This is a genomic window from Micromonospora sp. LOL_021 (assembly GCF_048060215.1).
In the GTDB taxonomy this organism is placed as follows: Bacteria; Actinomycetota; Actinomycetes; order Mycobacteriales; family Micromonosporaceae; genus Micromonospora_E.
Map to the genome: position 1 here is coordinate 1 of NZ_JBHMIN010000040.1, position 16,059 is coordinate 16,059.

A 16,059-nucleotide genomic window follows, 5' to 3' on the forward strand; every position below is an offset into this window, starting at 1 on the left:
TCCGCGCTGCCGGCCCAGCACCGCCGCCAGCGAGCTGGCCCGCTGCGCCCACAGGGTCGGGAGAACGTCGGCGGCCAGGTAGGCGTCCAACCCGGCGGACCCGTAGCCGGCGGCGGGGTGGGCGAGGCTGATGCTGCGCCGACCGGCCGGCGCGTACCGGACGGCGGCCTGCAGTGCGGCGAGCTGCGCGCGGGCGCGGACGGTGGACAGCTGCACCCCGGCGGCTCCGGCCTCGAGCAGCCGGTTGACCTGCGCCGGGTCGACCGCCGCCAGCCGGACCAGGGCCGGCAGGCCGAGCAGCGCGGCGTGCCGCAGCTGCCCGGCGGCGGTCCGCTCGTCCAACCCGGAATGCTCCAGGTCGACCACGACGAAGTCGAGGCCGGCCTGGGCGGCCAGCTCGACCGCGTCGGTGCCGGGCAGTTTGAGAAACGTGCCGACCACCCGCCGGCCGCGCCGCAGCCGCTCGCGCAGCGCGGCCCGGCCGGTGTGCACCCCGGTGCGCGTCACGGTCGGTCCTCAGCCGGCCCGGCCGGCGGCACCGGCCTGGTCGGTGGGCAGGCCGCGCCACGGTACGGTCGGCACCCGCTCGCCGGCCAGCAGCACCACCTCCGGCTCCAGCCGGGGCGCGGTGATCTGGTTGCCGGCCGCGTCGGGCAGCACCGCCTCGTCGGCGTCGGCGAGCACGGTGACGTGCGCCGGACCGCCTTCGACGAGGCTGCCGTAGCCCTCGGCGTCCAGGCCGGTCAGCCGGGCCGGGGCGCTGGTCACCCGGGGCACGATCTGCTCCATCGTCATGCCCAGCGCCCGCAGTTTGGCCATGCTGGTGACCAGGTCGAACACCGGGCCGTGCCAGTTGCGGGCCGAGGTGTCCGAGGTGATCACGTCGGGGTAGAAGCCCTGCGCGATCGCCGGTTCGGCCACCTTGAAGCTGAGGTTGCTCTTGCCGTGCGCCGACTCGAACAGCACGCCACGCTCACGGGCGGCGTACACCTCGGGCAGCACGGTGCCGTCGGCCAGAATGCCGTACGGTTTGCCGGTGTAGCAGTGCGCGACGACGTCGCCGGGGCGCAGCATCTCCAGCACGGCCGGCAACGGCTCCGGGGTCTCCCCGATGTGGATCATCAGCGGCAGGCCGGCGTCGGCGGACAGCTCCAGGGAACGCTTGAGCAGCGGCCGCCAGTTGTGCCCGACGACGTCCTCGGAGAGCCGGATCTTGAAGCCGCGGACCCGGTGCGGGTTGGCGGCGGCGACCGCGAGGGCGTCCTCGGGGACCAGCGTGTCCGGGTTCATCAGCTCGCCGAACCGGAAGTCGATCAGCCCGAGCACGCTGACGTTGAGGAAGTTGACCAGCCGCAGCTTCGCCGGGGCGGCGACGTACCGCTCGAAGGCGGCGAAGGTGGAGGCACCGACGGTGCCGGCGTCGCAGGCTGCGACGACGCCCCGGTGCAGGTGCGCCTCGTCCGGCGGGGCACCGACCTTGGACACCTCGGCGAAGATGTGGGTGTGTCCCTCGACCAGGCCGGGCAGCACGTACCGGCCGGCGCAGTCGATCACCTCGCGGGCGTTGGCGGCCAGGCCGGGGGCGATCCGGGCGATCCGGTCGCCGGTCACCGCGACGTCGGCGACCTGGCTGGCGCCGGTGGCGGAGTCGAACACCTCGCCACCGGCCAGCACCAGGTCGTACCGGGGAGCATTCTCAGTCATCAGTCAGCGGACTTTCTGTGCGAAGGAGAGGACGACGGCGCCACCGTGTCGAGAGTTCCGTCGGGGGTTTCGGCGCAGAACCGGGTGCGCAGTGGCAGTACCCCGCCGACCGAGACCTCGACCAGGTCGCCGGGGCACAGGAAGCAGCCCCGGTCCTGGCCGGTGCCGGCCGGGGTGCCGGTGAGCACCACGTCGCCGGGTTCCAGCACCACGTACCGGGTGATCCAGGCGAGCAGCTGCGGCACCGGGAAGATCAGGTCGGCGCTGGTGGCCTGCTGGCGTACCTCGCCGTTGACGGTGGTCCGCACCTCGATGGCGTCGCGGTCGGCGACGGCGGCGATGTCCAGCACCGACGTGCCCAGCGCGCCGAAACCGGGGAAGCTCTTGGCCAGCGTCGGGTTGGCCGAGGCGGCCATCACGTCCCGGGCGGTCAGGTCGTTGGCGGCGGTGATCGCCGCGACGTGCGACCAGGCATGCTCGGCCGGCGTACGGTGCATCCGGGCCCCGATGACCAGCGCGATCTCGCCTTCGTAGTCGGGTTGAGCGCTGATCGAGCTGGGCAGCGCCACGGTGGCGTCCGGGCCGGATCCGGCGCTGGCCGACTTGAGGTAGAGCACCGGTTCGCTGGGGACGGCCCGACCGGCGGCCCGTGCCTTGCAGTGGTAGTTGAGGCCGACCCCCCACACCGCCCGGGTGCTGCCCAGCGGGGCGACCAGCTCGGCGGTGACGCTGTCCAGCGGCAGTCGTTCGCGGGCCGGCGCGTCGGCGGCCGGGGTCAGGCCGGCGCCGGCCCGCAGCAGCTCGGCGACGTCGCGGTACGGCAGGTCGAGCAGTTCGGCGGTGCCGTCGCCGCAGATCCGGGCCAGACCGCGCCGGGTGGCGAGCAGTTGCAGTCCGGGGGCGCTCACGCGGCGTCCGAGGAGTGGCCGGGCACGGTGCTCAGCGCCGGGTTGACCAGCGGTGCCAGGTTGTTGACGGCGGCGGCGGCCTCACCGAAGCCGACCGAGATCAGCCGTACCTTGCCGGGGTAGTCGGTGACGTCACCGGCGGCGTATACCCGGGGCAGGTTGGTCCGCATCGACCGGTCGACGGTGATGTGCCGTTTGGTCATCTCCAGCCCCCACTGCTGCATCGGGCCGAGGTCGGCGATGAAGCCGAGAGCGGCCACCACCGCCTGGGCAGGCAGTTCCTCGCGCCCGTCGCCGCGTACCTCGCTGATCGTCACCGAGGTCAGCTGCGGGTCGCCGGCGATGCCGCTGACCTCGTACGGGGTGACCACCCGCACGGTCGACGCGTGCAGCTGCTCGACGCTGCGTTCGTGGGCGCGGAACTGCGGCCGGCGGTGCACCAGGGTGACGTTGGCGGCGTACGGCTCCAGGGCGAGTGCCCAGTCGACGGCGGAGTCGCCGCCGCCGACCACGACGACCTGCTGGCCGGCGAGTTCCTCCAGCCGGGGCACGAAGTAGCGCAGCCCACGGCCGAGGTAGTCGCTGCCGACCGGCAGTTCGCGCGGGGTGAAGGTGCCGATCCCGGCGGTCAGCAGGACCGCCTTGGCGCGCACCCGGCTGCCGGAGTCGGTGCCGATCAGCACGTGGTCGGCGGCGTTGGTCAGCTCCACGGCGCTCTCACCCAGCAGGAAGGTGGGTTTGGCGGTGGCGGCCTGGGTGAGCAGGTCGTCGACGAGCTGTTGACCTTTGATCGCCGGCAGGCCGGCGATGTCGTAGATGTCCTTCTCCGGGTAGAGGGCAGCGATCTGTCCGCCCGGTTCGGGCAGCGAGTCGATGATCGCCACGGTCATCCCACGGAAGCCGGCGTAGTAGGCGGCGTACAGGCCGGCCGGGCCGGCGCCGATGATGGCCAGGTCGACATCGTGTTCGGCGGTCATGAGCCGGCGCTCCCGGCGACGGCCGGGTGGTCGCGACCGACCCGGCCGATCTTGCGGGCACCGCCGGGGGCGCCGAGTTCGCTGAAGAACTCGGCGTTGATCGGGCCGAAGTGTGCCTGGTCGGCCGGCAGGTCGTCCAGGTGGAAGATCGAGGTGACCGGGCAGACCGGTTCGCACCGGCCGCACTCGACGCACTCGTCGGGGTTGATGTACATCATCCGGTCGCCCTCGTAGATGCAGTCCACGGGGCATTCCTCGACGCAGGAGCGGTCCTGTACGTCCACGCATTCGTCGGTGACCACGTAGGTCATCGGTCCTCCCGCATCAGTGGGCCTCTTCGCCGTCCTGCTCGCGCCTCGCGCCTCTGCGACCTGCGGTTATCTGGTTGGACAGCGGCGTCGTTGATGTGACGTCACGCTAGAGACCCCACCCTGGCTATGTCAACATGCGAGACGTCATCTTGGACGGGAGTGATGGGATGAGGCGATGAGCGAGGACCGGATCGTCGACGCCCTGACGGTGCTGGCCGCTGGGCCGACCCCGTACGGACAGGAGTTGGCCACCGCCGAACGACTGGCCGGCTGGGGCGGCGCCCGCTGGCCGGAGCTGGCCTGGCGGGTCGACCGGCTGCCAGCGACCGCCGAGCTGCCGCGCAGCGCCAACCTCGTGGTCACCGCCGGCCACGACGACGCACCGGAGCTGCTGATCTGCTCCCACCTCGACACATCCCTCACCGGTGACCCGGACTTCGACGAGCCGGTGACCGGCTCGTCCGGTCCAGCGGGTGGACTGCGCCGCTCGCTCGGGCCGGACGGTGACGCCCTGGTAGACGGCCTCGGCCTCGGGGTCGCCCGGGCCGCCGCCGCGACCGCGCTGGTCGGTTTCGTCGCCGCCGCCGAGGCGCTGCGGGCGGCCGACCGGCCGCACCGGCTGACCCTGCTGCTGGCCGCCACCGGAACCCACCGGTACCACCTGTCGCATCCGCCAGATGGTCCCGGTGGGTCGCGACGGCGCGCTGGTGCCGGCGGAGTGACCCGGCAGCAGCCCGGCGGTGTCGCCCGGCACCTGGACCGGCACCCGGCACCCGCCGCGGCGGTGCTGGCCAAGACCAGTCCGCCGGGCGTGCTGACCGCCGAACCGGGCGCCCTCTACCTGCGGGTACGGCTCACCAGCCGGTTCCATCCGGTGCTGGCCCGCGAGCAGGCGGTGCCGCCCGGCGGTCTGATCACCCATCTCGGCGTGGTGATCGAGGCGCTGGAGGATTTCCGGCGGCGGCACCTGGCCGCTCGGGCCGATCCGACCGCTGCGGTCGGCGCCGAGGTCGGCATCGGTGCGGTACGCGCCGGGCAGCCGGCCAAGCCGGATCTGCTGCCGGGCCGGGTGGACCTGCACCTGTACCTGGTGACGGTGCCCGGTGACGATCCGGCGCAGCTCCGCGACGAGGTGCAGGCCACTGTCTCCGCCGCGACCGCCGGTACCCCGCTGGCCGACTGCCCGGTCGCGGTGGACGGGCAACTGGTGCACCCGGCCGCGGCGACGGCACCGGACGCGCCGATCGCCCGGCACGCGCGCGACGCCTGGGCGGCGGCGTACGGTGAACAGCCACGGCCGGTCCTCGGCTGGACCGGTTCCACCGACGGGGTGGTGCTGCGCGGTCGGGGCGTGCCGACGGTACGGCTGGGACCGCCCGGCCGGGGCACCGATCCCGCCGATCCCCGACGGGACCGGTACGCGCTGGCCGATCTGCGGATGTTCGCCGGCATTTATGCGGACATCGCGGTACGGCACACCGGCACCATCGACAGCACAGGGTACCGTATGGCATGATGCTGTCTCACTTTCCGTACGCGTTCCGGCCGCCCGCACCCACCCCGTCCGGTGCGCACGCCCCGCCGCTTCCGCCCAGGAAGCCAGATAAGGAAGCCAGATGGCGGACGACAGCTCTCCCGCCGAGGTGAGCCCCCCGGTGCTCGCCGAACCGAGCACCCCGGCGATCCAGACCGTGCAGCGTGCCGCGGTGATTCTCAACGCGTTCACCGCCGCCCGACCCCGGCTGAGCCTCAACGAGCTCACCGCCAGCCTCGGCACCAGCAAGGCCACCGCGCACCGCTACACCAAGGCGCTGCGGGAGAGCAACCTGCTGCGCTACGACGAACGCGAGGGCCTCTACTCCCTCGGCCCACAGATCCTCACCCTGTCCGCCGCCGCCCGCGCCGCCATGCCGGTGATCAGCATCGCCGGCCCGCACATGCAGCAGCTGGTCCGCGAGGTCGACGAGACCGTGGTGCTCAGCGTCTGGGACGGCGACACGGCGGTGGTGGTCCGCGCCGACGACAACACCGACCGGGTGATCCGGGTCAGCGTCCGCACCGGGTCCCGGCTGTCGCGTACCGAGTCCGCCCAGGGCCGGGTGTTCTGCGCGTTCCTGCCGGCGGATGACGTCCCCGGGCTGGCCGCCGACCTGGCGGCCTCGGCCGAGCTGCGCCACGAGGTCGACAAGATCCGCCGTACCGGCATCTCCGCCAACACGCCGTCGGTCAACGGGGTACGCAGCATCGCCGCGCCGATCTTCCGGGGCCAGACGCTGATCGCCGCCATGGCGATTGTCGGCACCACCACGTCGGTGCCGGAGGGCACCGACAGTCCGCTGGCCGCCGCCCTGCAGCGCGCCGCCGCCGTGGTCACCGCCGAACTGGGCAGCGTCGCCGGTAACGGCCACCAGCCGCCGGGCGACCCCGGGTCCAACGGCCACCACCAGGATGGCAACGGGCGGACCAGCCACCAGCCGGGTGGCAACGGACGGACCAGCCGGCGTTAACCGGCGATCGCCCCCAGCGTCTCGGACAACTCCCCCGCGACCTGCCGCAGCTGGTCAGCCGCTGCAGTCTGCGCCGCTCCGGCCAGCGCCACGCTGGTGCCGAGCACCGCGAGCGCAGCGACCACCTGGGTGCGTTCGAACACCGGGGCGGCGATCACCCGTACCCCGAAATCCTCCGGTGAGTTGACCGCGACGCCGTCGCGGCGGACCTGCGCGACCACCTCCCGCAGCGCGGCGGACAGTCGCAACTGCCGGGCCACCACCGGATACTCGGCGGGCGGCAGGTACGCGCAGAACACCCGACCCTGGGCCGAGCGGGCCAGGTCCAACGGCGAGCCGGTACGCACGCTGAGCCGGACGTCACCGCTGGTGTTGTCCATGCACCGGACCACCGTCGGTGCCTCGCCGTTCCAGATGCTCAGCACCGAGGTCTGGTTGGTGTCGCGGGTCAGCCGGTCGAGGTAGGGCTCGGCGACGGTGACGATCGGCAGTGCGGCACGGGCAGCCGCCTCCATCGCCAGGATCTGCGGCCCCAACGTGTAGGTGGCGGTGGCGAGGTCGAACCGCAGCAGGTTGGCGGCGCGCAGCGCCCGTGCGTACCGGTGCGCGGTGGCCCGGCTGATCGCCAGGTCGGCGGTCAACTCGGCGAGGGTGAGCCGGGGCCGTTCCACGGTGAACGCCCGCAGAATCGTCGCGGCGCGCTGCACCGTCTGGATGGCCGGCCCGTCGCCGGTCACCTCGCTCGCCTCACCTGCCGCCCGACCCGTGACCACCACGACGCCACTCTACCGAGCACCCGCCGACGTGCGGGATCAGCCAGCCGGCGGGGATCAGCCGGCGGCGGCGATCTGCCGGTGCACCTCGGCACTGTCCCAGTAGTCGACCCGGCGGGCGATCAGCCCGTCGGCGTCCACCTGGAAGCGGAACATGCCCCGGATGCGTACCGGCGCGCGGCCGGCCGACACCAGCCGAAACGACATCCGGTACGCCACCGCCGCCCGGTCGCCCTCGACCAGCAGATCCTCGACCTCGTAGTGCAGGTCGGCGAACTCGGCAAGGAAGCCGTCCAGCCGGGCGCGGTACGCGGCCCGGCCGGTGACGGTGCGGCCCAGCGCCGCAGTGTGCTCGTTGACGAACCCGGGACTGACGCAGCCGGCGACCGCGTCGGCGTCCCGGGCGTTGAGCGCGGCCAGGTACCGCTGCACCGCGTCGCGGGTGCGTCCGCCGGTCAGCTCCCCCACAGCCGCCGTACGGTGTCGAACACCTGCTGGTCGTGGGAGATCTCGATGACGTTGCCGTCCGGGTCCTTCAACGCGCAGATGTAGCCGACCGGCGGCGGCATCTGCCGCGGCTCCCAGTGCAGGCAGCCCATCTCCCGGGCCCGCTCGGCGATCTCGTCGACGTCGGACCGGTTCGGCACCTCGATGCCGATGTGCGCGAACGGGTGCAGCAGCCCCAGTTGGCCGCCCTTGTCCTTGTTGAACGAGACCAGCACCAGCACGAACGGTGTCTCGACCTGCTTGTCGTTCGACAGCCAGACGCTCTCGCCGTCGGCGTCGGCGAACCGTTCGACCACCACCAGCGGGGTGAGCGAGGTGTAGAACGAGATGGCCTTGTCGAGGTCGCCGGTGGGCAGTGCCACGTGCGTCCATCGGGCGTGGGTCAGGCCGGTCGCCACAGGAACCTCCAGTTGCCAAATTGTCTGTTGCAGCGCGTCTACCAGGCTATTCGGCACCGTAGCCGGGATCCATGTGCCGGGGACACAAACCCGGCGATCGGCATTCGAGCCGCGGCAACGGTGCCGCCGTCGGCGGTCGGGTGACAGGCTGGCGGCGGGAGGTCGTGATGCAGTACCGCAGACTCGGCGGCACCGGCGTCGAGGTGAGCACACTCTGCCTCGGCGCGATGATGTTCGGTGCCTGGGGCAACACCGACGAGCAGGAATGCCGACGGATCGTCGGCGAGGCACTCGACGCCGGAATCAACGTCGTGGACACCGCCGACGTGTACGCGCACGGCGAGTCCGAGCAGATCCTCGGCCGGGCGCTACGGGGTCGCCGCGACGACGTCGTGCTGGCCACCAAGTTCCACGAGCCGATGGGGGACGACCGCAACCGACGCGGCAACTCGCGGCGGTGGATCCGGCAGGCGGTCGAAGCGAGTCTGCGCCGGCTCGGCACCGACCGGATCGACCTCTACCAGATGCACCGGCCGGACCCGGGCACCGACGTCGACGAGACCCTCGGTGCGCTGTCCGACCTGGTCCGCGAGGGCAAGGTGCTGATGGTCGGCTCGTCGGCGTTCCCCGCCGAGGAGATCGTCGAGGCGCAGTGGGCCGCCCAGCGACGGCAGCGGGAGCGGTTCACCACCGAACAGCTGCCGTACTCGATCATGGCGCGGGGGGTGGAGGCCGGGGTCCTGCCGACCTGCCAGCGGCACCGACTCGGGGTGCTCGCCTTCAGCCCGCTCAACGGCGGCTGGCTGACCGGCAAGTACCGCTCCGCCGAGGTCCCCGCCGACTCACGGGCCGGACGCAACGCCGACCACTTCGACTTCCGCGACGCCGCCGCCCGGCAGCGCAAACTCGACGTCGTCGGCGAGTTGGAGAAGCTGGCCGCGCAGGCCGGGCTGAGCCTGATCGAGCTGGCCCTCGGTTTCGTGCTGAGCCACCCGGCGGTGACCACCGCCATCGTCGGCCCGCGCACCCTGCCCCAGCTGCGCAGTCAGCTCGGTGCCGGGGAGCTGACCGGGCTGCCCGCCGCAGTGCTGGACCGCATCGACGAGCTGGTGCCGCCAGGACACAACGTCAACCCGGCCGACGCCGGCTACCGGCCGCCGGCACTCACCGACCCGGCGTCGCGTCGCCGCGGCTGACGCCCGCCGGGGCAGTCCGGTCAGGCGGCGCGGACCAGCAGCAACACCACCGTGACCAGGTAGACCACCGGAATGGCGACGCCCTCGAAGCCGACACCCCGGCGTTCGCGCAGGATCAGACCGGCGGCGAGCGTCACGGTGAGCAGCGTGGTCGACCCGGCGAGGAGCAGACCGGCGGAGGCCGCGTCGGTATAGACCGACCCCGGCCGGTACGCCGCGTCGGCGAGGAAGATCATCAGTGAGTCGAACGCGTTGCCGCCGAGGATGTTGCCGATTCCCAGGGTCAACGCCCCAATCCGGACCGCCGCGATCAGGGTGACCAGCTCCGGCAACGACGTGATCGCGGTGGTGACGGTGAAACCGACGAAGCCGCTGGGCAGGCCGGTCGCCGCGATCACCCCCAGGCCGCCCTGCCCGATGAGGTAGCCGGTGCCGCCGACGACGGCGGCGAGCGCGGCCAGCCGCCACCACAGCCGGCGGGTGCTGGGCGCACCGTCGGCGTCGCCGTCGGGGTCGTCCGGGACGTCCTGCCGGGTGTCCGAGGTCTGCTCGGCCCGCCACATCGGGTTCTGGCGCAGCCGGCGGACCAGGTGCAGCCCATACAGGTAAAGGACCGGGATCAGCAGGCTCGCCGGATGCACCCAGCCGAGGGTCAGGCCGGGCGTGGCGTAGGCGACGATCGGCAGGCAGAGCAGCGCCACCAGCACCAGCGCCTGCATGATGTTCTCCAGCGAGGCGGCCGCGTGTTCGATGTTCGACCGCCGGTAGAGCAGATCGGCGATGGCCAGCCAGACCGTCTGTACGGCGATGCCGCCGATCGGGTTGGCGATGGCGAACTGTGCGTCGCCCTGCCAGGCACCGATCGTGGTGGTGGCGATCCCGGGTAGCGAGGTGACCGCGCCGAGCAGCAGCGCTCCGGCGATGGCCTCGCCCATCCCGGTCCGGTCGGCGAGGGTGTCGGCGGTCGCCGCCAGCGACTTGCCGGCGAAGACGATCACCAGCAGGGCGACCGCGAGCGCCGCGATACTCGGTGCCAGCGGCCAGGTCGAGCCGGTCACCGCCGCCCACCGTCGCCGCTTCGTGGATGATCCGGCGGCGGTGGGCACAGCCGAGCCGTCCTCGTCCGTTCAGGTCCCATGACCGCCCTCGCTACCCGATCACCGCCACGGCGAATCATCCGCTCGTCAGCCGGTCGCCGGATAGCTGGGAACCGTCGCGGGTATCCGAGCAGGATGTTACTCGACAACCCAGATGACCTGTGGCGAGTCACCGCTGTCGGTGTCCTGACCTACGTCCTTCTCGTCGGCGTACTCAGAGCGTCCGGCAAACGGACCCTGGCGAAGCTGAACGCCTTCGACCTGGTCGTCACGGTCGCGCTCGGCTCCACTCTGGCGACCATCCTGCTCTCCGGCGACGTCTCGTTCGCCGAAGGCGCGGCGGCGCTGGTCCTGTTGGTGGCTCTCCAGTTCGCCGCGACCTGGCTGTCCGTACGGTGGGCTCCGCTCCGGTCCGCACTGAAGTCCACTCCGACGCTGCTGCTCCACGACGGTGAACTGCTCACCGCGTCGATGCGCCGCCAACGAATCACCGACAACGAGATCCGGCAGGCGGTCCGGGCACAGGGTGTCGGGGACATCGCCCAGGTGGCCGCCGTGGTGCTGGAAACCGATGGTTCGTTCAGCGTGATCACGCGTGAGCGAATAGGCGACGGTACCGCTCTGAGCGACGTCACACGAGGAGCGGTGCGCTGAGCCCGGCGGTGACGCCGGGTCGCCGGTAGTCAGTCGCCAACTAGGTGGTGCCGCGCTGGAACGGTTTGGCCAGCGCTCTCGGTTCTCGATGCTGGGTGGCGAAGACCAGCATGGCCAGCAGCGCCAGCAGGTACGGCGCAGCGATGAGCAACTGCGAGTTGATGGTCACCCCGAGCGCCGGCAGCGCCAGCCGCATCGCGTCGGCAAGGCCGAACACCGCGCAGCCGACCATGGTCCGACCGAGCCGCCAGGCGCCGAAGATCACCGCAGCGATCACCAGGTAGCCACGGCCAGCGGTCATGTTCTGGTTGAACGAGCCGACCTCACCCACCGCCAGGTAGGCACCGCCGAGCCCGGCGAGCAGGCCGCAGAACAGCAGCGCCTGCCGGCGCCGGTGGTTGACCCGGATCCCGCTGACGTCGGCGGCCTGCGGGTTCTCCCCGACCGCCCGTAGCTCCAGGCCCCACCGGCTGCGTTCTACCAGCCACCAGGTCAGCGGTATCGCGATCAGCAGCAGGTACGCCGGCCAGCGCTGCACGAACAGCATCGGCCCGATGATCGGGATGTCGCGCAGCACCGGGATGTCCACCCGCCACACCTGATGCCCGGTGAAGCTGCTGATGGTGATCAGGTAGCTGGTCAGGCCGAGCACCAGCGCGTTGAGCACCAGGCCGACGACGAACGTGTTGATCTGGGCCCGGTGCGACAGGTTGGCGTGCAGCACGGCGACCAGCACGCCGACGAGTGCGCCGGCGGCCAGACCGATGGTGGCGCTGCCGGTGGCGCTGGCCACCGCGACCGAGCCGAACGCCGCGCCGAGCATCATGCCCTCGACCGAGATGTTCAGCGTGCCGGCGCGTTGCGCCACGTACTCGCCGCAGGCGGCGAAGGCCAACGGGATGGTCAGCCGCGCCCCACTGGACAAAATGGTGGCGATGTTGTCGGCGGCGCTCATGCCGGCCTGCCTTCCATGGTGGTCTTCTCGCTTCCGGTCGGCCCGCTACCGGTCGCGCCGCTTCCGGTCTCCCTGCTTCCGGTCGCCTCCGGGACGTCGATCGCCGGCACCTCGGTGCCGGGTGCCGCCGGCTCCCCCGTCGACGGGGTCGGGGTCGGCAGGCCACCGGTCGGCTGCGGAGTACCGGCCGGTTCACCGCCGGCCCGCCGCCGGCGCAGCAGGGCGATCACCGCAGGCGGCGCCACGAACGCCAGCACCAGCAGCGCCTTGACCACGTCGACCAGGAACGACGGCACCCCGGTGGCGGCCAGGAAGCTGGAACCGGCGCGCAGCACGCCGAACAGCACCGCCACCGGGATGGCCAGCAGCGGATTGTTCCGGCCGACCAGGGCGACCAGCAGGCCGTCCCAGCCGAGGTTCAACGACATCCCCGGCTGCAGCCGGTGGCTGCCGATCGGGCTGGTCAGCAGCAGCGCGCCGGCCAGACCGGCGAAGGCTCCCGAGATGGCCAGCGCCATCCCACCGAGGGCTCCGACCCGGACCCCGGCGTGCTGGGCGGTGACCGGGTTGAGCCCGAGCATCTTGAGCCGGAACCCCCACCGGGTCCGGGTCATCGCCAGGCTGATCGCCACCGCGATCAGGACGGCCAGGATCAGCCCTCCGTTGACCTGCAGGTTCGGGTACTCACCGAGGGAGGCGAGCCGGGCGTTCTCCGGCAGCGGGTTGGACTGCGGAGAGACCACCCCGGTGCCCAGCCGCGACTCCTGCAGCAGCCACGGGGTGTTGACCGCGAACGCCACCAGCTGCTGGGCCAGGAAGGTCATCAGCAGCGTGCTGACCACCACGTTGACCCCGCGGAAGCGGTACATCAACGCGCTCAGCCCGGCCCAACCGCCGGCGGCGAGCAGCGCGGCGAGCAGCACGACGACCAGCAGCAGCGGCCCGGGCAGGGCGAGTCGCAGGCCGACCCAGGCACCGGCCAGCGCCCCGATCAGCACCTGGCCCTCCTGGCCGATGTTGAAGAAGCCGGACCGGGCGCTGACGCAGGCGCCGACCGCGACCAGCAGCAGCGGCGCGACGTAGAGCAGCGAGTTGCTCCAGGCCCGCGGACTGGCCATGCTGCCCTGGTAGAGCGCCTGCACCGAGGCGCTCGGCGAGCCGCCGGTGACCGCGATCAGCAACGCGGACAGGCCGAGGGCGACGGCGACCGTGACCACCGTCGCCGCAGTGACCTGCCAGCCGCCGGGGCCGGGGGTGAGCCGGGCCAGCAGCCGTCGGCCGGCCGGGTCCGCACCGGTCAACGTGGCCATCACTGGCTCACCCCGCCGACCAGCATCCCGAGGCGTTCCGCGGTGGCCTCGGCCGGGTCGAGCACCCCGACGATCCGGCCCGAGGAGATCACCGCCACCCGGTCGGACAGGGCCATCACCTCTTCGAGTTCGGTGGAGATCAGCAAAACCGCCACCCCTTCCGCGGCGGCCTGCCGCAGCCGCACGTACATGTCTTCGATCGCGCCGACGTCCAGCCCGTGGGTGGGCTGGGCGGCGATCAGCACCCTCGGTCCGGCGGACAGTTCCCGGGCCAGCACCACCCGCTGCTGGTTGCCGCCGGAGAGGCTGCGCACCGGGGTGTCCGGGGACGGGGCGATGATGTTGAACTCGGTCATCCGCTGCCGGGCGATCTGCTGGATCCGCCGCCGGCTGAGCACCCCGCCGGAGCCGGAGACCCGGGCCAGCGACTTCATCACCAGGTTCTCGGCGATCGTCATGTCCAGCACGACGCCGGAGCGGTGCCGGTCCTCGGGCACGATGCCGAGTCCGGCGGTGTGCAGCGCGCCGGCCCGGTCGAGGTCGACCGGCTCGCCGCCGATCTCGACGGTGCCGGAGTCGGGCACCAGCAGCCCGGAGAGCAGGTCGCCGAGGGTGGCCTGACCGTTGCCTTCGACGCCGTACAGGCCGACGATCTCCCCCGGTGCGACGTCGAGGTTGAGCGCGTCGAGGATCCGCAGCTCGCCGAGGAGCACGGTGAGGTCGCGCAGTCGCAGCACCGGCGGGGAACCTGCCGTCGCCGGCTCGGCAGGTCTGTCGGCGGGTTGCCCCGCCGGCCGGTCATCTGCTGGCTGGTCCCCTGCCGGTTGGTCGCCGGTGCGTTCGACCGGCAGCATGCCCAGCGCGGCGCTCTCCGCTCGCAGCGACACCTCCCGGCCGACCATCTGCCGGGCCAGCAACTGGGGGGTGGTCCGCGCGGTCGGCCCGTGGAACACCACCGCGCCCCGGCGCAGTACGGTGACCTGGTCGGTGGCCGCGATGATCTCGGCCAGCTTGTGACTGATCAGGATGACCGCCCGGTTCTCCGCCTGCACCACGCGGCGCAGCACGGTGAACAGCTCAGCCGACTCGGCCTGGGTGAGCACCGACGTCGGTTCGTCGAGGATCAGCACCGACGGGTCGCGGCGCAGACACTTGATCAACTCGACCCGTTGCCGTTCCCCGGCGGAGAGCCGGTCCACCCGGGCCATCGGGTCGATCGGCAGGCCGTACCGCTCGGCGACCTGCTCGACCTGGGCGCAGGCCGCGCCTTTGTCGACCCGGCCGCTGTCGCCCATGATCACGTTCTCCCAGACGGTGAGCGGGTCGATCAGGCTGAAGTGCTGGTGCACCATGCCCAGCCCCAGATCGGCCGCTCGCTGCGGGGTGTCGATCTCCACCAGCTCGCCGTCGCGCAGGATGTTGCCGGCGTCCCGGTGCACCAGCCCGAGCAGGATCTTCATCAGAGTCGACTTGCCGGCCCCGTTCTCGCCGAGGAGGCCGTGGATCTCGCCGGGTCGTACGGCGAGATCCACGGCGTCGCAGGCGACGACCGGACCGTAGCGCTTGCTCACTCCGCGCAGGGTGAGCGCCGGCGCCGTGTGGCCGTCGGTGTGCACAGTCCGTTCCACCTCGATAGTCGGGTCAGGCAGCGGATTCCGAAGTACGGGGCGGTGGCGGGTCAGCCGCCGAGCCGCTCCACCTCGGCGGCGGTGTCGATGTTGCCCTCGGCCACGTCGGTGACGAAGGCGTCCATCCGCTCGGTCTGCTCCGCCGTCGGGTCGCAGATCTTGATCGCCGGGTACGGGTCGACCCCGATCTGCCACACCTTGGTGGTGCCCATCTCCAGCTCGCCCTCGGCGAACAGGGTCAGCGCGGCGGCGAAGTAGGCACCCGGGTCGAAGATGACCGAGATGTCGAACTCCGGCTCGGTCGAGTCGCACCGGTCGGTGCCCGGGGTCAGGGTGATCGCGTTGCCCTCGTTGGCCAGCTCGGTGGCGGCGTCGGTGGCCCCACCGAGGTACGGGTACACCACGCCGACGCCCTGGTCGATCTGCGCCTGTACGGCCTCCCGGGCCTTGGCGGAATCGTTGAAGTCACCGGTGTAGGTGATCACCAGCTCGGCCTCGGGGACCACCATCCGGATACCGGCCTTGAAGGCCCGGGCGGCGTTGATCGCGAAGTCGACCTCCATGCCGGTGACGAAGCCGGCCTTGGTGTCGCCGTTCTCCTCCATCAGCAGACCGGTGGCGTACCCGGCGGCGAGCATGCTCTGGTTCGGATCGTCGCTGGAGATGACGATCTCCGGGGTCTGCGGGATGTTCTCCGACGACGGCACGTACCAGGCGACGTTCTCGCAGGCCGGCTCCTCGGAGGCCGGGATGGCGTCCTTGAGCTCGGAGGCGCCCAGCGCCACCATGTCGACGCCCTGCTGGCACAGCGCCCGGGCCGAGCTGAGCGCCTCGGTCGGTGGCACTGAGCCCCGCTTGATGACCTCCCAGCCCTGCTCGTTGGCGAACCGCTCGGCTTCGGCGACGAAGCTCTCGTAGTAGCCGTTGTCGTTGATGTCGCCGGGGCTGAGCACCCCGATCAGCACCTTGCCGTCGCCGTTGACGTCCGGCTGGCCGGCGATGACGGTGCCGCCGCCCTCGGAGCCGGCGGGGTCCGGCGCGGTGGCGTCGTTGTCCGCGCAGCCGACCAGCGCGAGGCTGACGGCGCCGGCGAGCAGCGCCGCCGCACCCTTTCGCATCCTTATTGTCACAGCT

Annotated in this window: 17 protein-coding genes; 4 read left to right on the forward strand and 13 right to left on the reverse strand. The window is 72.0% G+C overall.

The genetic code is table 11. From position 1 onward, the window contains the following. The 5 genes from ACFHWT_RS22585 to fdxA form a co-directional block, all read right to left on the reverse strand. The coding region (locus tag ACFHWT_RS22585) for an aldolase/citrate lyase family protein (protein ID WP_416596659.1) at positions 1 to 507 on the reverse strand (507 nt) is incomplete at its 3' end. Between the two features lie 9 nt (positions 508 to 516). After that, positions 517 to 1,704: a hypothetical protein gene (locus ACFHWT_RS22590; RefSeq protein WP_416596660.1), complete on the reverse strand. Its 1,188-nt coding sequence runs from the start codon at positions 1,702 to 1,704 to the stop codon at positions 517 to 519. Further along, positions 1,704 to 2,612, reverse strand: coding sequence for a fumarylacetoacetate hydrolase family protein (locus tag ACFHWT_RS22595; protein ID WP_416596661.1), 909 nt, complete (start codon positions 2,610 to 2,612; stop codon positions 1,704 to 1,706). The genes ACFHWT_RS22590 and ACFHWT_RS22595 overlap by 1 nt, the downstream gene beginning before the upstream one ends. Further along, positions 2,609 to 3,589 carry an NAD(P)/FAD-dependent oxidoreductase gene (locus ACFHWT_RS22600; RefSeq protein WP_416596662.1) on the reverse strand — a complete coding sequence of 327 codons (981 nt, stop codon included), beginning with the start codon at positions 3,587 to 3,589 and terminating at the stop codon, positions 2,609 to 2,611. Before ACFHWT_RS22600 ends, ACFHWT_RS22595 begins: the two co-directional genes overlap by 4 nt. After that, positions 3,586 to 3,900 carry a ferredoxin gene (gene fdxA, locus ACFHWT_RS22605; RefSeq protein ID WP_416596663.1) on the reverse strand — a complete coding sequence of 105 codons (315 nt, stop codon included), beginning with the start codon at positions 3,898 to 3,900 and terminating at the stop codon, positions 3,586 to 3,588. Before fdxA ends, ACFHWT_RS22600 begins: the two co-directional genes overlap by 4 nt. 175 nt (positions 3,901 to 4,075) lie before the next feature. Here fdxA and ACFHWT_RS22610 point away from each other — a divergent pair, with 175 nt between their 5' ends. Both ACFHWT_RS22610 and ACFHWT_RS22615 read left to right on the forward strand, forming a co-directional pair. Next, a complete protein-coding gene (locus ACFHWT_RS22610; RefSeq protein ID WP_416596664.1) occupies positions 4,076 to 5,416 on the forward strand; it encodes a hypothetical protein in 1,341 nt (446 codons plus the stop codon). Positions 5,417 to 5,516: 100 nt separating this feature from the next. Beyond that, complete coding sequence (locus ACFHWT_RS22615) at positions 5,517 to 6,407, forward strand: IclR family transcriptional regulator (RefSeq protein ID WP_416596665.1); 891 nt, start codon at positions 5,517 to 5,519, stop codon at positions 6,405 to 6,407. Here ACFHWT_RS22615 and ACFHWT_RS22620 read toward each other — a convergent pair. From ACFHWT_RS22620 to ACFHWT_RS22630, 3 genes are read right to left on the reverse strand one after another with little or no spacing between them, the layout of a single operon-like run. Continuing rightward, the gene (locus ACFHWT_RS22620; protein WP_416596666.1) at positions 6,404 to 7,183 is read right to left on the reverse strand and encodes an IclR family transcriptional regulator; all 780 of its coding nucleotides are present in this window, start codon (positions 7,181 to 7,183) and stop codon (positions 6,404 to 6,406) included. The genes ACFHWT_RS22615 and ACFHWT_RS22620 overlap by 4 nt on opposite strands. A 54-nt stretch (positions 7,184 to 7,237) precedes the next feature. Continuing rightward, a complete protein-coding gene (locus ACFHWT_RS22625) occupies positions 7,238 to 7,648 on the reverse strand; it encodes a nuclear transport factor 2 family protein (RefSeq protein ID WP_416596667.1) in 411 nt (136 codons plus the stop codon). Then, positions 7,636 to 8,085 (reverse strand): VOC family protein, encoded by a 450-nt coding sequence (locus ACFHWT_RS22630; RefSeq protein ID WP_278170800.1) that lies wholly within the window; start codon positions 8,083 to 8,085, stop codon positions 7,636 to 7,638. The genes ACFHWT_RS22625 and ACFHWT_RS22630 overlap by 13 nt, the downstream gene beginning before the upstream one ends. A gap of 167 nt (positions 8,086 to 8,252) precedes the next feature. On the opposite strand from ACFHWT_RS22630, the gene ACFHWT_RS22635 reads away from it, so the two are divergent. Next, the gene (locus tag ACFHWT_RS22635; RefSeq protein WP_416596668.1) at positions 8,253 to 9,281 is read left to right on the forward strand and encodes an aldo/keto reductase; all 1,029 of its coding nucleotides are present in this window, start codon (positions 8,253 to 8,255) and stop codon (positions 9,279 to 9,281) included. Between the two features lie 20 nt (positions 9,282 to 9,301). On the opposite strand, the gene ACFHWT_RS22640 is transcribed toward ACFHWT_RS22635, so the two are convergent. Further along, positions 9,302 to 10,339: a sodium:calcium antiporter gene (locus ACFHWT_RS22640; protein ID WP_416596669.1), complete on the reverse strand. Its 1,038-nt coding sequence runs from the start codon at positions 10,337 to 10,339 to the stop codon at positions 9,302 to 9,304. A gap of 174 nt (positions 10,340 to 10,513) precedes the next feature. Between ACFHWT_RS22640 and ACFHWT_RS22645 the strand changes: the two genes are divergently transcribed. Further along, a complete protein-coding gene (locus ACFHWT_RS22645; protein ID WP_416596670.1) occupies positions 10,514 to 11,032 on the forward strand; it encodes a DUF421 domain-containing protein in 519 nt (172 codons plus the stop codon). Between the two features lie 40 nt (positions 11,033 to 11,072). Here ACFHWT_RS22645 and ACFHWT_RS22650 read toward each other — a convergent pair whose 3' ends face one another. Genes ACFHWT_RS22650 through ACFHWT_RS22665 form a run of 4 tightly spaced genes read right to left on the reverse strand, consistent with a single transcriptional unit; the run spans position 11,073 to position 16,043 of the window. Continuing rightward, positions 11,073 to 11,987 (reverse strand): ABC transporter permease, encoded by a 915-nt coding sequence (locus tag ACFHWT_RS22650; RefSeq protein ID WP_282231874.1) that lies wholly within the window; start codon positions 11,985 to 11,987, stop codon positions 11,073 to 11,075. Beyond that, a complete protein-coding gene (locus ACFHWT_RS22655) occupies positions 11,984 to 13,297 on the reverse strand; it encodes an ABC transporter permease (protein ID WP_416596671.1) in 1,314 nt (437 codons plus the stop codon). The genes ACFHWT_RS22650 and ACFHWT_RS22655 overlap by 4 nt, the downstream gene beginning before the upstream one ends. After that, entirely contained in the window at positions 13,297 to 14,925 is a 1,629-nt protein-coding gene (locus ACFHWT_RS22660; RefSeq protein ID WP_416596672.1) for an ABC transporter ATP-binding protein, read from the reverse strand. The genes ACFHWT_RS22655 and ACFHWT_RS22660 overlap by 1 nt, the downstream gene beginning before the upstream one ends. 50 nt (positions 14,926 to 14,975) lie before the next feature. Beyond that, the gene (locus ACFHWT_RS22665; RefSeq protein ID WP_416596673.1) at positions 14,976 to 16,043 is read right to left on the reverse strand and encodes a BMP family ABC transporter substrate-binding protein; all 1,068 of its coding nucleotides are present in this window, start codon (positions 16,041 to 16,043) and stop codon (positions 14,976 to 14,978) included. Positions 16,044 to 16,059 lie beyond the last annotated feature (16 nt).

Coding starts and splice junctions, on each gene's coding strand:
- ACFHWT_RS22590 (WP_416596660.1), bottom strand. CDS start 1,704: ATGACTGAGAATGCTCCCCGGTACGACCTGGTGCTGGCCGGTGGCGAG.
- ACFHWT_RS22600 (WP_416596662.1), bottom strand. CDS start 3,589: ATGACCGCCGAACACGATGTCGACCTGGCCATCATCGGCGCCGGCCCG.
- fdxA (WP_416596663.1), bottom strand. CDS start 3,900: ATGACCTACGTGGTCACCGACGAATGCGTGGACGTACAGGACCGCTCC.
- ACFHWT_RS22610 (WP_416596664.1), top strand. CDS start 4,076: ATGAGCGAGGACCGGATCGTCGACGCCCTGACGGTGCTGGCCGCTGGG.
- ACFHWT_RS22615 (WP_416596665.1), top strand. CDS start 5,517: ATGGCGGACGACAGCTCTCCCGCCGAGGTGAGCCCCCCGGTGCTCGCC.
- ACFHWT_RS22635 (WP_416596668.1), top strand. CDS start 8,253: ATGCAGTACCGCAGACTCGGCGGCACCGGCGTCGAGGTGAGCACACTC.
- ACFHWT_RS22645 (WP_416596670.1), top strand. CDS start 10,514: ATGTTACTCGACAACCCAGATGACCTGTGGCGAGTCACCGCTGTCGGT.
- ACFHWT_RS22650 (WP_282231874.1), bottom strand. CDS start 11,987: ATGAGCGCCGCCGACAACATCGCCACCATTTTGTCCAGTGGGGCGCGG.
- ACFHWT_RS22655 (WP_416596671.1), bottom strand. CDS start 13,297: ATGGCCACGTTGACCGGTGCGGACCCGGCCGGCCGACGGCTGCTGGCC.
- ACFHWT_RS22665 (WP_416596673.1), bottom strand. CDS start 16,043: ATGCGAAAGGGTGCGGCGGCGCTGCTCGCCGGCGCCGTCAGCCTCGCG.